At 70.5% G+C, this 17,090-nt stretch carries 16 protein-coding genes; 9 read left to right on the forward strand and 7 right to left on the reverse strand.

Annotation, left to right across the window (positions count from 1 at the left end; genetic code table 11):
- Positions 1-189: 189 nt before the first annotated feature.
- Positions 190-1,242: a LacI family DNA-binding transcriptional regulator gene (locus ACTHNC_RS01875; protein WP_440292893.1), complete on the reverse strand. Its 1,053-nt coding sequence runs from the start codon at positions 1,240-1,242 to the stop codon at positions 190-192.
- Between the two features lie 245 nt (positions 1,243-1,487).
- On the opposite strand from ACTHNC_RS01875, the gene ACTHNC_RS01880 reads away from it, so the two are divergent.
- Genes ACTHNC_RS01880 through ACTHNC_RS01895 form a run of 4 tightly spaced genes read left to right on the forward strand, consistent with a single transcriptional unit; the run spans position 1,488 to position 5,885 of the window.
- The gene (locus tag ACTHNC_RS01880) at positions 1,488-2,963 is read left to right on the forward strand and encodes a Gfo/Idh/MocA family oxidoreductase (RefSeq protein ID WP_440292894.1); all 1,476 of its coding nucleotides are present in this window, start codon (positions 1,488-1,490) and stop codon (positions 2,961-2,963) included.
- Positions 2,960-3,892 carry an NAD-dependent epimerase/dehydratase family protein gene (locus tag ACTHNC_RS01885; RefSeq protein WP_440292895.1) on the forward strand — a complete coding sequence of 311 codons (933 nt, stop codon included), beginning with the start codon at positions 2,960-2,962 and terminating at the stop codon, positions 3,890-3,892. Before ACTHNC_RS01880 ends, ACTHNC_RS01885 begins: the two co-directional genes overlap by 4 nt.
- Positions 3,889-4,806, forward strand: coding sequence for a 5-dehydro-4-deoxyglucarate dehydratase (locus ACTHNC_RS01890; protein ID WP_440292896.1), 918 nt, complete (start codon positions 3,889-3,891; stop codon positions 4,804-4,806). The genes ACTHNC_RS01885 and ACTHNC_RS01890 overlap by 4 nt, the downstream gene beginning before the upstream one ends.
- Positions 4,807-4,808: 2 nt before the next feature.
- Complete coding sequence (locus ACTHNC_RS01895) at positions 4,809-5,885, forward strand: mandelate racemase/muconate lactonizing enzyme family protein (protein WP_440292897.1); 1,077 nt, start codon at positions 4,809-4,811, stop codon at positions 5,883-5,885.
- A 9-nt stretch (positions 5,886-5,894) separates the two neighbouring features.
- Here the strand turns inward: ACTHNC_RS01895 and ACTHNC_RS01900 are convergent, their stop codons facing one another.
- From ACTHNC_RS01900 to ACTHNC_RS01915, 4 genes are read right to left on the reverse strand one after another with little or no spacing between them, the layout of a single operon-like run.
- Positions 5,895-6,350: a VOC family protein gene (locus ACTHNC_RS01900; protein ID WP_440292898.1), complete on the reverse strand. Its 456-nt coding sequence runs from the start codon at positions 6,348-6,350 to the stop codon at positions 5,895-5,897.
- Between the two features lie 55 nt (positions 6,351-6,405).
- Positions 6,406-7,107 (reverse strand): helix-turn-helix transcriptional regulator, encoded by a 702-nt coding sequence (locus ACTHNC_RS01905; RefSeq protein ID WP_440292899.1) that lies wholly within the window; start codon positions 7,105-7,107, stop codon positions 6,406-6,408.
- Positions 7,108-7,139: 32 nt separating this feature from the next.
- The gene (locus ACTHNC_RS01910) at positions 7,140-8,216 is read right to left on the reverse strand and encodes a M24 family metallopeptidase (RefSeq protein ID WP_440292900.1); all 1,077 of its coding nucleotides are present in this window, start codon (positions 8,214-8,216) and stop codon (positions 7,140-7,142) included.
- Positions 8,213-10,342 carry a DUF6807 family protein gene (locus tag ACTHNC_RS01915; RefSeq protein WP_440292901.1) on the reverse strand — a complete coding sequence of 710 codons (2,130 nt, stop codon included), beginning with the start codon at positions 10,340-10,342 and terminating at the stop codon, positions 8,213-8,215. Before ACTHNC_RS01915 ends, ACTHNC_RS01910 begins: the two co-directional genes overlap by 4 nt.
- Before the next feature lie 258 nt (positions 10,343-10,600).
- Between ACTHNC_RS01915 and ACTHNC_RS01920 the strand changes: the two genes are divergently transcribed.
- Complete coding sequence (locus tag ACTHNC_RS01920; protein WP_440292902.1) at positions 10,601-11,998, forward strand: MFS transporter; 1,398 nt, start codon at positions 10,601-10,603, stop codon at positions 11,996-11,998.
- Between the two features lie 2 nt (positions 11,999-12,000).
- On the opposite strand, the gene ACTHNC_RS01925 is transcribed toward ACTHNC_RS01920, so the two are convergent.
- On the reverse strand, positions 12,001-13,302 hold the full coding sequence (locus tag ACTHNC_RS01925; protein WP_440292926.1) for an MFS transporter: 1,302 nt from the start codon (positions 13,300-13,302) through the stop codon (positions 12,001-12,003).
- A gap of 5 nt (positions 13,303-13,307) precedes the next feature.
- Positions 13,308-13,793: a MarR family winged helix-turn-helix transcriptional regulator gene (locus ACTHNC_RS01930; RefSeq protein ID WP_440292903.1), complete on the reverse strand. Its 486-nt coding sequence runs from the start codon at positions 13,791-13,793 to the stop codon at positions 13,308-13,310.
- 97 nt (positions 13,794-13,890) lie between these two features.
- Here ACTHNC_RS01930 and ACTHNC_RS01935 point away from each other — a divergent pair, with 97 nt between their 5' ends.
- From ACTHNC_RS01935 to ACTHNC_RS01950, 4 genes are all read left to right on the forward strand, one after another.
- Entirely contained in the window at positions 13,891-14,532 is a 642-nt protein-coding gene (locus ACTHNC_RS01935; protein ID WP_440292904.1) for a dihydrofolate reductase family protein, read from the forward strand.
- Between the two features lie 37 nt (positions 14,533-14,569).
- The gene (locus tag ACTHNC_RS01940; RefSeq protein WP_440292905.1) at positions 14,570-15,415 is read left to right on the forward strand and encodes an alpha/beta fold hydrolase; all 846 of its coding nucleotides are present in this window, start codon (positions 14,570-14,572) and stop codon (positions 15,413-15,415) included.
- A gap of 235 nt (positions 15,416-15,650) precedes the next feature.
- A complete protein-coding gene (locus ACTHNC_RS01945) occupies positions 15,651-16,700 on the forward strand; it encodes a lipoate--protein ligase family protein (protein ID WP_440292906.1) in 1,050 nt (349 codons plus the stop codon).
- Positions 16,701-16,774: 74 nt separating this feature from the next.
- The gene (locus ACTHNC_RS01950) at positions 16,775-17,083 is read left to right on the forward strand and encodes a hypothetical protein (RefSeq protein WP_440292907.1); all 309 of its coding nucleotides are present in this window, start codon (positions 16,775-16,777) and stop codon (positions 17,081-17,083) included.
- Positions 17,084-17,090 lie beyond the last annotated feature (7 nt).

Genomic DNA, 17,090 nt, shown 5'->3' on the forward strand with positions numbered 1-17,090 from the left:
CCCCGAAAGGAACCAGCTACGTAGGCAACGGCAAACCCCGCGGATTCATGAGCCGCACCGAAACCGTCACCGATGTCCTGACACACAAAGTGTCACCGATGTCCTGATGCACTTTCGTCACCGATGCCCTGAGACATCACAGCACGTAGCGTCGGCGCATACGCGTAGTCTCGCGCGAGGGCGCGGCGCTCAGCGGACGCGGCGGGCCGGGCCGGTGGAGCCGCGGGGGACGACGTGTGGGCCGAACGAGAGGTCGTGCGCCGGCGCCATGCCCTCCAGCAGCGACCACATGCGCTGCCACGCCTGCTCGCCGAGCTCCTCGACCGGGATGGCGGCCGTCGTGAGGGGCGGGGTCGTGTAGCGCGCGAACGGGATGTCGTCGAATCCGGTGACCGAGACATCCTCCGGCACACGGATGCCGCGCTCGCCGAGCGCGCTGAGCAGGCCCATCGCGACGAGGTCGTTGAACGCGAGCACGGCGGTCGCGCCGGAGTCGACGACCGCCTGCGCCGACGCGTGGCCGTCTTCGAAGCCGACGCCGCACGGGCTGGTCGCGATGCTCGCATCGGAGTGGGATGCCTGGAACTCGCGGATCGCGGCCAGCCGGTTGAGGTTCGACGCGGCCTGGCGGCTGCCCGCGAGGTAGAGCATGTCGCGGTGCCCGAGCTCATAGAGGTGATCGAGCAGGGCCGTCAGACCGGCCTTGTAATCCGCGATCACGGAGGGCACGACGGTGTCAGCGCCGGTTGAAGCCGCAACGGCGGGCTCCGGGATGCGGTTGATCACCACGGCGGGCGCCAGGAGCGGCAGCACGGCGGCGAGCTCTTCGGCGGGCATCCGCGGCGCGCACAGCACGATCCCGTCGCAGCGTCGCCGGGCATCCAGAGCGAGAACGCGCTCATCACTCGCCTGCTCGTGCGAGTCGGCGACGAGCACGTGATAGCCGCGCTCGGATGCCCCGTCGCTGAGCCCGCGCAGCGCGCCCTGGAAAGTGGGGTTGCCGAGGTCCGGGACGACGACCGCGATCGTCTGGGTCGTGCCGAGCACGAGGCTGCGGGCCAGCGGGCTGGCCGAGTAACCAAGGGAGGACGCCGCCTCTCGCACCCGTTCCGCCAGCGCGGCATCCACCGTCGTGCTGCCGTTCATCACCCGCGAAACGGTCGACAGCGACACTCCGGCCCTCGCCGCGACATCGGCGATCGTGGCGCCCCCGCGTCGCACGCCCGACTTCGTTCTGGCCATTACAACTCCCGTCCCGCTTCTTCCGCGAGACTGCACGTCCGCTCCGAAACAGCGGGAAGACCCCACTGTCTCGGGGTGGGGGTGCAGTCTCGCGAACCGACCGCACAGCGAAGAGTACGGAGTGCGCTCGCGTCGGCCTGCGCGCTGCCTCACGATATCGTGTATCGTAGGAGAAAGCGTTTTCTCACGCTAGCAGGTCGCGCCGCCGAAAGCCCCGATTCGAGGTCGGCGGCGCGGCGCACGTCATGTCCGGCGCGTGTTCGACCGGGCCAGTTCGAAAGAGGAACATCGTGCCGCACCGCACCCGGTATGCCATCGTCGGAACCGGTTCCCGCGCCCAGATGTACATCGACGCGATCATCGGCGAGCACGCCGACGTCGCCGAGCTCGTCGCAGCGCTCGACCCGAATCAGGGCCGCCTCGAGCACTACGTGAACCACATCGCCCGGGTGGCTCCGGATGCCGGCACTCCGTTGACCGCGCATCCCGACGAACTCGAGCGGATCATCCGTGACGAGCGCATCGAACGCGTCATCGTCACCTCACCCGACTTCACGCACGCCGAGTACGTGTCGCGTGCGCTTCGTGCCGGCGCCCGCGTGGTCGTCGAGAAGCCGCTGACCATCGACGAGGCCGGCAGCCGACACATCGTCGAGGCCGTGCGCGAGACGGACGGCGACGTCGTGATGACGTTCAACTACCGGTACGCACCGCGCAACAGCGCGTTCAAGCGCGTGATCTCCGCAGGCGCGATCGGCCGACCGCTCTCCGTGCACTTCGAGTGGGTGCTCGACACGTCGCACGGCGCCGATTACTTCCGCCGCTGGCACCGGCAGAAGGCCAACTCGGGCGGCCTGCTCATCCACAAGGCGTCGCACCACTTCGACCTCGTCAACTGGTGGATCTCCGACGTGCCGGCCCGCGTGTTCGCTTCGGGGGACCTGCGGTTCTACGGCGCCGACAACTGGCGTGCCCGGGGTGGCGGCGAGCGTCCGGAGCGCGGCACAGGGGCATCCGGCGACCCGTTCGCGCTCGACCTCGAGGCGGACGAGAAGCTGCGCGACCTCTACCTGCGCAACGAGCAGTACGACGGCTACCTCCGCGACAAGGATGTCTTCGACCAGGGCATCGGCATCGAGGACAACCTCTCGCTCGTCGTCGACTACGCCGGCGGCCCGAGCATGAGCTACTCCCTCAACGCCCACAGCCCCTGGGAGGGCTACCGGATCGCGGTGAACGGCACGGAGGGACGCGTCGAGCTCGACGTCGTCGAGCGCAGCGATGTGAGCCTGGACGGCGCCGGTCGCGTCGTGGATCCTTCGGCCGTGGTCGACTCGCGGTCGACGACGCTCCGCCCGCGGGATGAGCGCATCCTGCTGCAGCGGCACTGGGAGACCCCGCAGGAGGTCGAGATCCCGGCGGGCGAGGGCGGGCACGGCGGAGGCGACGCCATCCTGCTGCGCGACGTGTTCGTGGGCCGCGGCGAGGACGACCTGGGCCGCGCAGCCGACTACCAGGACGGCATCCGCGCCATCGCGGTCGGCATCGCGGGCAACCGCTCGCTGGCGACCGGGATGCCCGTTCGGGTCGACCAGCTCGACCTCGGTGTTCGACTGGGTGACGCGAGCTCGGTGAGTGAGCAGCAGGCGCACCGGGAAGCTGCCGCGGCGGGACAGCCGTCGTACTCGCCGACCGCTCCGGCTCAGGAGACCGCGCGATGAGTCGCGTACTCGTCACCGGCAGCTCCGGCCGCCTCGGTCGCAGTGTGGTCGCGGTGCTCGCCGACCGCGGGCACGAGGTGATCGAGGTCGACCTCTCCGTGCCGGCCGCATCACCGGGTGCGGAGCGCATCGCCGCAGATCTCACCGACGCGGCGCAGGCATCCGCAGTGCTCGCGGGTGCGCGAGCGGATGCCGTCATCCACCTCGCGGCCATCGCGGTGCCGTTCAGCGCGCCGGAGCAGCACATCCTCCGAACGAACGCTTCGCTCGCGTACAACGTGATGCAGGCCGCGGTCGACGCCGGAGTCCGCAAGATCGTGACGGCATCCAGCCCGACGGTGTTCGGGTACGGCTCGCCGGCCGGGTGGGTTCCGGAGCGGCTTCCGCTCGACGAGGACGTGCGGCCGCGGCCGTGGAACGCGTACGCGCTGTCGAAGCTGCTCGCCGAGCGCACGATGGAGATGTTCGCGGCGCAGAAGGGCGACGAGGTCAGGCTCGCGGCGTTCCGCCCCTGCTATGTGGTCGCTCCCGAGGAGTGGCGCGGCGCTCCGACGCAGCAGGGCCACACGATCCTTCAGCGGCTGGACGACCCAGCGCTCTCCGCTCCCGCGCTGTTCAACTACGTGGATGCCCGCGACGTCGGCGGGTTCCTCGACACGCTGCTGGGTGCGCTCGACGACATCCCGAACGCGCAGACGTTCATCGTCGGCGCCGAGGATGCCCTCGCCCGCCGGCCTCTCGCCGAGCTCATGCCGGTCTACTGGCCGCAGACCGGGGGGCTTGCGGAAGGTCTCACCGGGACCGCGCCCGCGTTCTCGATCGAGAAGGCGAGGCGACTGCTGGGCTGGACGCCCGACCACGACTGGCGCAGCGAGCTCGCCGCGGCCGACACCGACCTGACAGACGCTCTGACCGGAGGTACCCGATGAAGTTCGATGGCGTGCTGTTCTTCCCTGTCACGGCCTTCGCGGTCGACGGCTCGGTCGACACGGCGCTCACGGCCGAGCATGTGGCGTCGCGCCTGCCGTTCGAGCCGGGCGGAGTCTTCCCGGCGTGCGGCACGGGCGAGTTCCATGCGCTGAGCGCGGGGGAGGTGGGCGAGGTCGTCGCGGCGACCGTGAAGGCGGTCGACGCCGCCGTCCCGGTCGTGGCCGGTGCCGGCGGCCCCCTCGGCCACGCGATCGAGTGCGCGCGACGCGCCGCGGATGCCGGTGCGGACGCCCTGCTCGTGCTGCCGCCGTACCTGGTCGGAAGCACCACAGCGGGAACCGTCGCGTACATCGAGGCCGTGCTGCAGGCATCCGATCTGCCGGTCATCGTCTACCACCGCGGGTCGGCGCGACTGAACGAGGATGCCGCCGCCCGGCTCGCGAACAACCCTCGGGTTCTCGGCTTCAAGGACGGCGTCGGCGACCTCGGCGTCGCACAGCAGCTCGTGCGCGCGGTCGCGGCGACCGGGCGAGAGGACTTCGCGTTCTTCAACGGCCTGCCGACCGCGGAGCTCACCCAGCAGGCGTACCGGGCGATCGGCATTCCGCTGTACTCCTCGGCGGCGTTCGCGATGGCGCCGCGCGTGGCGAAGGCGTTCTACGAGGCGTACACGAGCGGCGACGACGCGCGCCGGCTCGAGATCCTCGACGCGTTCTACCTGCCGCTGGTGAGGCTGCGGGACGAGGTGCCTGGATTCGCCGTGTCGCTGGTGAAGGCCGGCGTGCGGCTGGGCTCGAGCGGAGCCGAGGGGCTGCCGGTCGGTGGAGTGCGGCCGCCGCTCGTCGACCCGGACGAGCGACAGGTTGAGGAGCTGCGGCGCATCCTCGCCATCGGCGACGAGCTGGTCGCCTGAGCATGAGCGAATCGGCGCTGGGCCGCATCACCGGCCTGCGCACCCGGCTGATCGACGCCCCGCTGGTGCGGCCGTGGGGCACGGATGTCACGCAATGGCACGTCATCGAGGTGCTGGTCGACACGGAGTCCGGCGTCACGGGCCACGGCTTCAGCTGGACGCCCACGATCGGCGCGCACTCGGTGCAGGCCATGCTCGACCACGACATCCGAGACTTCGTTCTCGGTCGCGGCGCGGATGCCCGCACGCTGTGGACCCCGCTCTGGCAGCGCCTGCACGAGGCGGGCTCCGGCGGCGTGACCACCATCGCCATGGCGGGCGTCGACCTCGCGCTGTGGGACGCCGCGGGGCGGGCGGTGCAGGCATCCGTCACGGGCCTGCTCGGCGCAAAGCGGGCATCCGTCGGCGTCTACGGCAGCGGCGTGAACCGGCACTACCCGCTGGATGAGCTGGTCGCGCAAGCGCAGCGGTGGCGGGATGCCGGGTACCGGCTCGTCAAGATGAAGGTGGGCGGGCATCCGCTCGGCGAAGACGTCGATCGGGTCGCCGCCGTACGCGAGACGATCGGGCCGGATGCCGAGCTCGCAATCGACGCGAACCAGCTGTGGAGCCTCGACGAAGCGGAGCGCGCGATCGGCGAGCTGAGTCGCTTCGACCTGCGCTGGATCGAGGAGCCGCTGCGCGCAGACGACCTGCTCGGGCACGCCGCACTGCGGTCGCGCATCGACGTTCCGGTCGCGCTGGGGGAGAACCTGCACACGGCGTACCGGTTCCGTGAGGCGATCGCGGTGGGCGCGGCGGACATCCTGCAGCCGAACGTGATCCGCGTGGGTGGCATCACGCCGTTCCTCGCGATCGCCGAGCTTGCCGATGCCGCCGGCGTGGAGCTGCACCCGCATCTGCTGCCCGAGCTCTCCGGCCAGCTCGCGCTCGCACAGTCGCGGGCCACGCTCGTCGAAGACGTCGAGGATGCCGGCTTCGACCGCCTCGGACTGCTCGCGGAGCCCGCGCCCGTGCGTATCGCGGATGCCATGCTCACCTCCACGGGCCGCCCCGGCCTCGGCATCACGCTGGCCTGACGGTGGCCCCTAGCGCGGCAGGTGCTGGAATTTCGCGACGGCATCCGGGCTGACCGGCGTGAAGAAGTTCACGAGCGTGCCGTCGGGGTCGCGCACGAGCAGCGATCGGTTGCCCCAGGGCATCGTCGTGGGCTCCTGCACGATGTCGTCGGTGCCCGCGGCCAGTCTGCGGTGCAGCTCGTCGACATCCTGAACGAGGAACTCGACGATGGCGGAGCGGTTGGCGGCGGGATGCGCGCTGCCCGGCCCGAAGATGGCGACGGTTCGCGTGCTGCCGATGGCCAGCGTGCCGCCCGTGGTGCGCAGCTCGGCGAAGTCCGGGGTCGGACGATCGGCGACGATGCCCGTCGCGCGCTCGTAGAACGCGACGAGACGGTCGACGTCGTCGGTGATCAGGCGGATGGAGGCGAGGTTCATGGCGTCCTTCGTGTCGGAGAATGCGCTGCGAGTGCAGCCGTCATCCATCCTCGACAGGCGCGGCGACAACCCTATGTCGGGGTTTCCGCGGCAATTCCGCGCGTCAGAGCAGCGTCAGCGTGCGCAGGTCGCCCTCTGGCACCTGGATGTCCGCCGTCGTCACCGTTCTCGCCGGGGTCGGTTCGGCGAGAACCGTCACCGAATCGATCCGGTCGAATCGGAATGCGCGGATGCCGTCGCGCAGCCGGCACCACGCGAGGAGGTACCAGCCGGCGGTCGAGCGCACGTAGCCGAGCGGTTCGGCGTCGCGCACGGTCGCGGTGCCCTCCCGGTCGGTGTACCTCAGGCGGAGCACGCGGCGGCGACTGACGGCATCCGTCAGCGCATCCGGAACCGGTGCCGAACGCTCCGGCCCGCCGATCACGTGCACCCGGGAGACGAGGTCTCCGGCGGATGCCGCATCGCGCTCACGCATCGCGCCGAGGAGTTTGCGCAGCGCGGTGGCGCCCGCGACCCGGAACGGGCTGTCGGCTTCAGTGAGCCCGAGCGCGACGGCGACCGCCATCGCCTCGTCCGCTGTGAAGTTGAGCGGCGGCAAGGTGGCGGCCGGATCGATGCAGTACCCGCCGGTTCGGCCCGGCTCCGCCCAGATCGGTGCGCCCGACTGCTGCAGCGCGCTGACGTCGCGCTCGATCGTGCGAACGCTCACCTCGAAGCGCCGAGCGAGCCAGGCGGCGCTTCGCGGCCTCGGCGCCACGGCCCGCAGCTCTTCCGCGATGGCGTAGAGGCGGTCCGTGCGGTTCACCCCTTGACGCTACACAAGCCTCCGCGCGCTCCTCACCGCTCCAGCGTCACGGGGCGCGCCCGGCCCGCGACATCCGTCGTCGGCCACCGCTCGTCGACCGTGATCGGCTCGATCTCCGGCCCTTCAGGCGTTCCGGCGAGCAGCACCGTGTCCTCCACCTTCGCGCCGGGCGCCCACGGGTTCCACGTGAACGCCTGCCCCAGCCGCACCACGTCGGTCGTCGACGGCGTCGCACGGGGGTCGCGGCCCGCGTAGCCGGCCGCACCGCCCTGGTGGTGCCGTCGCCACTGGTCGGCGTCGAACCCGTTCGCCGGGTACGCCGGCGCGATCACGGCGAGCACGTCGCTCAGCGCGGCATCCGGAACCGTCGCATCGAACGCGGCCGCCTCGACCCGCAGGATGCGTCGCTCCGCATCGCGCTCGTCCCCGGTGAGCGGTCCGAACGACACCCACCGGCTGAGGTTCGTGATGAGCCCGTCGCGGCGCGCGCAGATCACGAGCATCGCACGGCGGCCGAGCCGGGCATCCGTGGGCAGCGGATGCGGGAGGGATGCCCGCGACTCACCCGCGACCAGCAGAACGAGCGGATCCGCGCCCGCGGCCACCAGCCGCTCGGCGACCTCTGCCGCGACCCGCCGCTCCGACCAGCCCGGTTCGGCGTCGAGCAGCACGTCCGTTGCCGCCATCGCCGCGTCCGCACTCAACGAGCGGAAGCGCTGCCGCTCGCCCGGCAGCAGCACTGCTCGTGCGGCCCGCAGCTCGGCATCCACATCCTGCTCGCGGAGTGACCTCGCCGAGGCGAGAACCGCCAGCGGCTCGAACCATGGACGGTCGTGCACCACGACACCGGTGGGGAGCTCCTCGTCCACCAGCCGCGCGGTCTCGTTCGAGGTCACGAACACCTCGTCCGCGTCACGGGCGACGCGCACCGCCACGATCGGATCGGCCGCGAGGCTCACGCCGTGCCGTCCGCCGTCGAGGTACCACGACACCGCGGTGGCGCTGGTCAGCAGCACGGAGTCTGCGTCGCCGGAGTGGTCGAGGATGTCCAGCACTCGCGCGCGTTTCACCGCCCGGTCGGAGGCACGCTGAGCCGGTACATCGGTCACGAGCGGTTCTCCTCGACTCGTGCGCCGCGAAGCAGAGCGGCGAGCTCGTCGGCATCGCCGGATGACACCTCTCCGTCGACCACGGCCGCCCGGTATGTGCGGGTCAGGCCCTCTGCCGGCACCGGAGTGCGGGAATCCCACGCGACGGCGGATCCGATGCCGGGGTAGTCCCGCACCCGCGCGAACCACGGGTCGCGCGCGGTCGTCTCGTCACCGGCGGCCAGCACGATGGATGCCTGCCCGTTGTGCTCGGGACCGGCCATGAAGTGTGCGCTGAAGGCCAGCCATCCGGCCACCGAGCCGTTCACGTCGTCCTCGCCGCGGGCATCCGCCGTGAACACGCTGACGTCGGAGCAGTCGGGGAAGCGCCAGAAGAATCCGCCATAGCCGGCGTTGTTGCGCCCCTTGCTGCCCGGGCTGCCCAGCGACACCTCCGAGGAGGCCGAGGCGGGCTTCAGGTGCACGTCGACGTCGAGCGTCCACGCGCGCCGGTCATCCCCGAACGCGATCGGTCGCCAGCGGATGCTCCGCCGCTCCTCGAGCACCGCCTCGCCATCAGGACCGCGCCAGACGAGGTCGTGCTCGACGCCGGCCGATGCAGTGTCGGAATCCAGCTGCTGCGTGCGCAGAACCTCGATGCGTCCGTGGTCGTCGAGCGTCTCGTACCCGCTGTCTCGCACGTAGGTGCGGCCGCCCCAGAAGTTGACGCCGTCGGCATCCTGCACGGTGAAACCGACGCCGGTGTGCCAGTCGTGGTCGGCCGGATGGGTGGCCGTGACCGTGACGCCGCCCAACGTGCGCACCGGATGCAGGTACGGGTGCGGGCTCGAGAACTCGATCGTGCCGCCGCCGTCGACCTCCTCCGCGACGAGCGTGTCATCCACCTCGGCCGTCGCGATCACACGGTCGACGACGCGCATCGCCCACGGGACCCCCTTCTCGCTGAACGTCACGCCGGCGGCGGATGCCGCGCGCACCGACTCCACGATGCGATCGACGATCGGGTACTCGTCACCCTCTTCGCCGTGCCAGGTGACCTGGCGCGGATCGATCTTCGTCGGCTCCGGCGCTCGCCGCACGGCCTCGACGACCCGCATGAACGCTCCGGTCGAGGCGAGCGGGACGATCAGCTCCGCCCCGCTGTGCCGGTGCTCGATGAGGTTCTCGAGCAGGTCGGCGCGTTCGAACGTGCGCTGCTCCGTGCCCTCGGACGGGCGGTGCCCTCGGTCGTCGGACGGGCGCTGCTCTCTGTCGTCGGACGGGCGCTGCCCGTTGGTGACGGTCACGACATCCGTCGTGTACGAGAAGGTGGCGGATGCCCGCTCGCCGAGAACCGTCACGGTCGCGCCGCGATCGGGCTCGTCGTGCAGCTCGGGCGGGGCGCACAGGGTGAGGGCGCACGTCACGGTCGGGCGGCCTGGACCACTGATGCGGATGACGGAGGTGTCGTCTGCCTCGATCGCGTTCGCCCGGTACAGCTCGGTCTCCACTCGGCCCACGGATTCCGCGGTGTCGTAGCCGGCGATGCGCAGTGCGGTCGCGACGGCGTGCGCGAGCGGGTTGGTGGCCACGCCGTCCACCACGGCATGCCCGTCGAGGGTTCGTCGGCCGGCCCACCGCGCACGCGCCCAGTACGACTTCTTGCGGCTCCACAGGCCGGTCGCGCTGACGCGTTCGGTGGGGCCGAGGTCGAGCGAGTCATCCTTCAGTGCGGGGATGGCCGCCGAACCGAGGCTCTGGAAGCCCACCTGCACGGCGCGCCGGGTCTCGCGCTGCACCGTGAGCAGCCGCTCGAACGCCGCCATCGTGGGCACCGGGGGCTTCTCGAGCAGCACGTCCGCACCGGCGCGCATCGCGATCTCGGCGAGCCGCTCGTGCGTGTCGAGCGGGGTGGCGACGATCACGATGTCCGCCCGATGACGGGCGAGCGCCGCCTCGAGATCGGCGTAGATCGGGATGCCCGCATCGCTGTCACGCTTCGCCGCGACAGCCGGATCGACGAGGGCGACGATCACGAGGCGCCCGGCCTCGGCGAGCCGCCGCGCGTTCTCCACGTGGAGGCGCCCGTAGCCGCCGACACCCGTGATCACGACGTGCGGCGCAGGAGCGGAATGTGTCTCTGGCATCGGCGACCTCTCTGTCATCGTCTCCATCATGCTGCCACCACTCCATCCTGCCAGAAAGCGCTTTCCCGTGCGAGCGCTCGCCGCGGATCCCGCGCCGAATTGTGGTCGCTAGATGCCGTTTCCGGACGAGTGAGCGGCATGACGCGTTCACAAGTTCGCGTCGGCCGCGAACGGTCGGACTCAGGCCCCTGTCGGAATCCGGCGTGGGCGTTCGACGTCTGCACGTAACCGGTCGCGCGATCGGGCGGAGGAGGAACCATGTACGACACGCTGCACAGCCGCAGGGCGCCGACGCCCGAGCTGCGGAACGCCCGGATCGCGGTGTTCGCGGTGTTCGCGTCCGCCGGGTTCCTCGTCGGTATGTGGTCTGGCACGATCCCGCTGGTGGCGAAGGGAGCCGGGCTTTCTGCGGGCGGCCTTGGTGTGGTCATCCTGATCAGCTCGGTCGGGATCGTCGCCGGCGCACAGGTCGGCGGCCGCGTCCAGGGCAGGGCGGGCAGCATGGTGCTGTGCATCGTCGGCATCGTCACCGCGGCATTCGGCGTGCTGGCGATGGGCTTCGCGGGGGATGCCGGCGTGCTCGCCTGCGCCATGACCATCGTCAGCTTCGGCATGGGCCTGAACGACGTCGGCATGAACCTGCAGGCTGTGATCGTGGAGCGCGCGTACCGTCGGCCGATCATGTCGGCGTTCCACGCGTTCTTCTCGCTGGGTGGCGTGGCCGGCGCCCTGGCCGTGCTCGGGACGGCGGCGCTCCGCTGGACGGTCCGCCCGCAACTCGGCTTCGCCGCGCTGCTCTGCACGATCGCGGTGTGCGTCGCCGGCGGGTGGCTCGTGCGGCCCGCCGCGGAAGCGGATGCCGCCACATCGGCAGGCGCGCAGACATCCACTGGCGCGGCGTCCGCGGCGCCCGCTCCCTCAGAAGCGCGCAAGGTCCTGGCCGGTCCCGCCGGCTGGCCGGAGTTCGCCGGGGACGTCGCTGCACTCACCACCCGACCGCCCCGCGTGCGCGTGCGCTGGACCCGTGTCGCCGTGATGCTCGGAGCATCCGCATTGCTGCTGATGTTCGCCGAGGGTGTGGCGACCGACTGGAGCGCCCTGCAGCTCACGCAGGCGTTCGGCGCGGCCGCCGGCGTCTCCGCCTTCGGGTACGGAGCGTTCTCGGTCGCGATGACCGGCGGACGGCTCGTCGTCGACCGCGTCGTCGCGGCGCTCGGCCCTGTCGTCGTGGTGCGCGGCGGAGCGCTGCTCGGCGTGCTCGGGCTGGGGGCCGTGCTGCTGGCACCGTCGCTGTGGGTTGCGCTCGCCGGCTGGGCGTTGCTCGGCGTCGGGCTGTGCGGATGCGTTCCCCAGGTCTTCAGCGCCGCCGGCAACCAGCCGCACTCCGCCGTGGTGCTCTCGCGCGTGCTCACGTTCGGCTACGTCGGGATCTTCGGCGGTCCCGCGCTGATCGGGCTGATCGCGAATGCGACGAGCGTGACGGTCGCCCTGCTCGCGCCGTTCGCCGCGCTCGTGCTCGCTGCGCTGTTGGCGGTGTCGGTGCGCGCGCTGGAGCTTGGAGCGGAGGCCATTTCTGGCCTCCGCCGCGACGCCAGCGCCAACCGCCGTCTCGGCGGTCGGTCGGACCCAGCACCGCGTACGGCCGAGAGGGGTTAGCGTTACGCCTTCTGCGCGGCCGCCTCGTCGCCCTCCATCTCGGCCAGCGCCATGCTGCGCGTGGGCTGCGCGAACGTGAACCGGAGCCGGCGTTCGGTGAAGGCCAGGCGCATCCCGCGGTAGCGCACCATGTAGTACACGCCGACCGCGGCCGCCAGGATTCCGGATGCCCCGCCCACCACAAGTGCCCACCGCGGCCCGAACGCGTCGGCCACCCAGCCGACGATGGGGGCGCCGATCGGCGTGCCGCCCATGAAGATCGCCATGTAGATCGCCATCACGCGCCCCCGGACCACGGGATCGGTGGAGAGCTGCACCACCCCGTTCGCGGTGGTGTTGAACGTCTGAGACGCGACGCCGACGACGGCGAGCATGGCGCCGAAGATCCAGTAGCTGGGCGCTGCGGCCGCGGCGACGCATCCGATTCCGAAGATGATCCCCGCCACCGAGAGCAATGACCCGCGCGGCTTCTCGCGCCGAGCGGCCAGCAGGGCGCCGACCACCGAGCCGATCGCCATGATGGACGAAAGGATGCCGTACTCGCCTGCTCCCTGATGGAACACGGTGCTCGCCATGCTCGCCACGAAGATGGGGAAGTTCAGGCCGAACGTGCCGACCAGGAAGACCATCGTGAAGATGGTCAGCAGGTCGGGACGGTGGCGCACGTAGCGGAAGCCCTCGACGAGGCTGCCGCGCGATCGGCCGGCGCGCTTCGTGACGTGCAGCCGGTCGCGCCGCATGAAGTTCAGCGAGGCGAGCACGGCGGCGAAGCTGACCGCGTTGAGCAGGAACACCCACCCGGCGCCGACCGCAGCGGTGAGCAGGCCGGCGACGGCGGGACCGACCAGGCGTGCCGCGTTGAACGACGCAGAGTTCAGGGCGACCGCGTTGCCGAGCATCTTCGGCCCGACGAGGTCGCCGACGAACGTCTGGCGGGCGGGGGAGTCGAATGCGGCGACGATGCCGAGCAGCAGCGCGAACAGGTAGACGTGCCACAGCTGCACGACACCCGTGACGGTGAGGATGCCCAACCCGAGTCCCAGCAGACCCATCGCACCCTGCGTCGCCATCATCAGCTTGCGGCGGTCCAGATGGTCGGCGGCGTACCCGGTGATGGGCAGCAGGATGAGCTGCGGTCCGAACTGCAGCGCCATCACGACGCCAACGGCGAGCGCGTCGTTGTGGGTGAGCTGGGTCAGCACGATCCAGTCCTGAGCGGTGCGCTGCATCCACGTTCCCACGTTGGAAACAAGGGCCCCGGCGAACCAGATGCGATAGTTCACCGCCGAGAGGGATCGGAACATCGCGCTCACGAGTCGGCCAGTTCCCGCATCACCTCGGCCGCGTCGGCGAGCAGCGAACGCGTCTCGGACGGCAGCTTGGCCAGCCTGCGGTCCAGCCACGCGTCCCGTCGCCGCCGCGTCTCCTTCACGAGGTCGCGGCCGGCATCCGTCGGCACGAACAGCACCTTGCGACGGTCGTCGGCGGATGCCCGCCTCACCACGTAACCCGCGGACTCCAGCTTGTTGACGGTGCGGTTCATCGACGGGGGCGTCACCCGCTCGTGGTCGGCGAGCTCGCTGAGGGTCTTCTCGCCCTCGCGATGGAGAAGGGCGAGCACGCTGTACTGACCGTCGCTCAACGCTCCGTCGGCCTTCTCGGCCCGGATCCGCCGCGAGAGCCGCGCCACAGCGACCCGCAGATTGCCGGACAGCTCGTGCGTCGTGATGCGCCTGGGCGCCGGCTCGGCGCGCACCTCGGCCGCTGGTCCGGAGATCGTCGCCGCAGGAGTCATAATGCTTAGCATAGCAAATTAGCAAGGCTAAATATTCCGATCCCTTCGGTTCCGTCGCACAATGAGTGCCAAACGTCGCGAACAAGGGGGAGACCTCATGGGCACCGAGGATCAGCGCGGCCGCATCACTATCGACCTGTTCAGCACGCTCGACGGCGTTCAGCAGGCGCCGGGCGGGCCGGAGGAGGACCCGTCCGACGGCTTCCGGTTCGGCGGGTGGCAGGCGCCGCTGAACGACCCGGCCGTCGGCGAGTGGGTCATGGCGGGAATGGACGGCATGGACGCACTCCTGCTCGGCCGCCGCACCTACGACATCTTCGCGGGCTACTGGCCGCAGCACACGACCGGCGACGCCGAGGGCGTGATCGGACGCCTCTTCGATCGCATTCCCAAGTACGTCGCCTCTCGCGGAACTCCGCGCCTCGACTGGCAGGGCTCGATGCTTCTCGGCCCCGACCTGCTCGCGGAGGTGGATGCCCTGCGCGACAAACACAGGAACGTGCACGTGATCGGCAGCATCGACTTCGCGCGTACCCTGTTCGACGCGCAGCTCTTCGACGAGTTGAAGCTGTGGATGTACCCGGTCGTCCTCGGCGCCGGCAAGAGCCTGTTTCACGACGGCACCGTTCCGGCGAGCCTTCGACTGCTCGGGCCCGCCGAGACCTCGCCGGACGGCGTCGTGCAGCTGCGGTACGCGCCGAACGGCGAGCCGTCCGTCGGCGACATGATTGCCGACTGAGGCGCGTCGCGCCGCCGCTTGCTGCGAGAATCGCCCCGTGCCGACCTTCGAAGACGAACAGGGCGTGACCGTCACGTACTACGTGTGGCCGGTGGAGCATCCGCGAGCCGTGATCCACCTGGTGCACGGCCTCGGCGAGTACGCCATCCGGTACGAGCCGCTCGTGAGCGTGCTGAACGAGAACGGCTTCTCGGTCTACGCGGCCGACCAGCGCGGGCATGGGCAGACCGGGCTCGACCAGTGGAACGGCGACCACTCCAAGCTAGGTCGGCTGGGACCGGGCGGCTTGCGTGCTGCTGTCGAAGACATCCGCGGCCTGAACCGCATCGTCCGTGACGAGAACCCCGGCGTTCCGCTCGTGCTGCTCGGGCACAGCTGGGGCTCGCTGATGGCCCAGATGCTCGTCAACCGCCACGCCGACGAGGTGGATGCGCTCGTGCTGACCGGCACCGCGTACCGCACGCCGCGCCGCATGGAGGCCGGCGACCTCAACAAGCACCACAAGCACCTCGGCGCCACTGGATACGAGTGGCTGAGTCGCGACGACCGCGTCGCCGCGGCGTTCGCCGCCGACCCCCTCACGTTCGACGCCAAGGTGCTGAAGCTTTTCGGCGTCGCCGACGGCATGAGGCTCTACGGTCGGCCGGCGCGGGGCATCCGCGATCTTCCCCTGCTCGTCATGATCGGCGAAGAGGACTCGCTCGGTGGCCCTGCCAGCGCACGGATGCTCGTGGCCGCCTACGAGTCGCGCTCCGGGTTCACCGACACCAGCCTGGTCGTCTATCCCGGCGCGCGGCACGAGGTGTTCAACGAGACGAACCGCTCCGAGGTCTTCGGCGACCTGGTGCGCTGGCTCGACGCCCGGTTCCCCGCCCGCGTCTGACGACCCGTCCGCGGCGCTCCGTCCCAAGCGCGGCGCTCCCAAGCGCGGCGCCCCGTCCCAAGCGCGGCGCCCCCAAGCGCAGCGCTCCGTCCCAAGCGCGGCGCCCCCCCCGCGTTCATAACTCCTGCAGTTCGGTCGAAGCCGCCGCGATCACCCGCCCGGCTGCGCCATCCCTGCCCAGAGGCGCCTCGGATAGCAGGAGTTGCGAACCGTGCGGCATCCGTAGGGTGGAACCATGCACGGTGAGTACAAGGTTCCGGGCGGCAAGCTCGTCGTCGTCGACTTCGACGTGGTCGACGGCGTGATCGCCGACTTCCACCTGTCCGGCGACTTCTTCCTCGAGCCCGACTCGGCGCTGGAGGCCATCGACGCCGCCGTGAATGGTCTCTCCTCCGAGGCCGACACGGCCGCCATTGCCGACGCCATCCGTCGGGCCCTGCCGTCGGATGCCGTCCTGCTCGGATTCTCGCCGGAAGCGGTGGGCGTCGCCGTCCGTCGCTCGCTCTCGAACGCGACCGCGTGGCGCGACTACGACTGGTCCATCGTGCACGCCAAGGCCGTGCCGCCCCGGCTGCATCTCGCGCTCGACGAGGCGCTCAGCAACTCGCTCGCCGCCGGCCACCGCGGCCCGACGCTGCGCATCTGGGAGTGGGACGAGTCGGCCGTGGTGATCGGCAGCTTCCAGTCGGTGAAGAACGAGGTGGACCCGGACGGCGCAGCCAGGTACGGCTTCGACGTGGTGCGCCGCATCACCGGCGGCGGCGCCATGATGATGGAGAAGGGCAACGTCGTCACGTATTCGCTGTACGTTCCTGCCGACCTGGTCTCCGGCATGAGCTTCGCCGACAGCTACGCCTATCTCGACGACTGGGCTCTCGTCGCTCTGCGCTCCCTCGGGGTGGATGCCACGTACAAGCCGCTGAACGACATCGCCAGCCCGCAGGGCAAGATCGGCGGCGCGGCCCAGAAGCGGTTCAAGAACGGCGTCGTTCTGCACCACGTGACCATGAGCTACGACATGGACGGCCAGAAGATGACCGAGGTGCTGCGCATCGGGCGGGAGAAGATCAGCGACAAGGGAATCGCATCCGCAGCCAAGCGCGTCGACCCGTTGAAGGCGCAGAGCGGACTCAGTCGCGCGGAGATCATCGAGCGCATGAAGCAGACGTTCACCGAGCTCTACGGTGCGCATCCCGGCGACATCTCCGACGCGGAATACGCGGATGCCGAGCGTCTCGTCGCCGAGAAGTTCGGCACGGAAGAGTGGCTCTACCGGGTGCCGTAGCGCCTTGCGCCGACCCGAAAGCCGGCTGAGTGAATGGCATCCACGAAACCTAGACGATCGCTTATACTACCCGCGTGGGTTGGTGGGTACTGGTCGGCGTGATCGGTGTCGGCGTGCTGCTCTGGCTGGCCCATCGGCTCGGCTGGATCGACCTCAGCGACAAGAGCCGCTCGTCGTCGAAGGGCGGTTCGTCCCGCGGCGGAGGCGCTCTGCTGATCGGCGACGAGGTCTTCGCGCCGGCGAAGTACGAGGCGCAGCTGGAGCTGGACGAACGGTCCCGCTTACCCGTGCCGGCGCCCGCGGCCGGCGACGGCGACGAGGGGATCTTCGGCGACGGACCGGTGCGCATCCGCCTCGACGCCGATGGCAACCCACTGCGCTGACCGCCGC

Origin of the sequence: Humibacter sp., assembly GCF_051954055.1 — a bacterium.
GTDB lineage: Bacteria > Actinomycetota > Actinomycetes > Actinomycetales > Microbacteriaceae > Humibacter.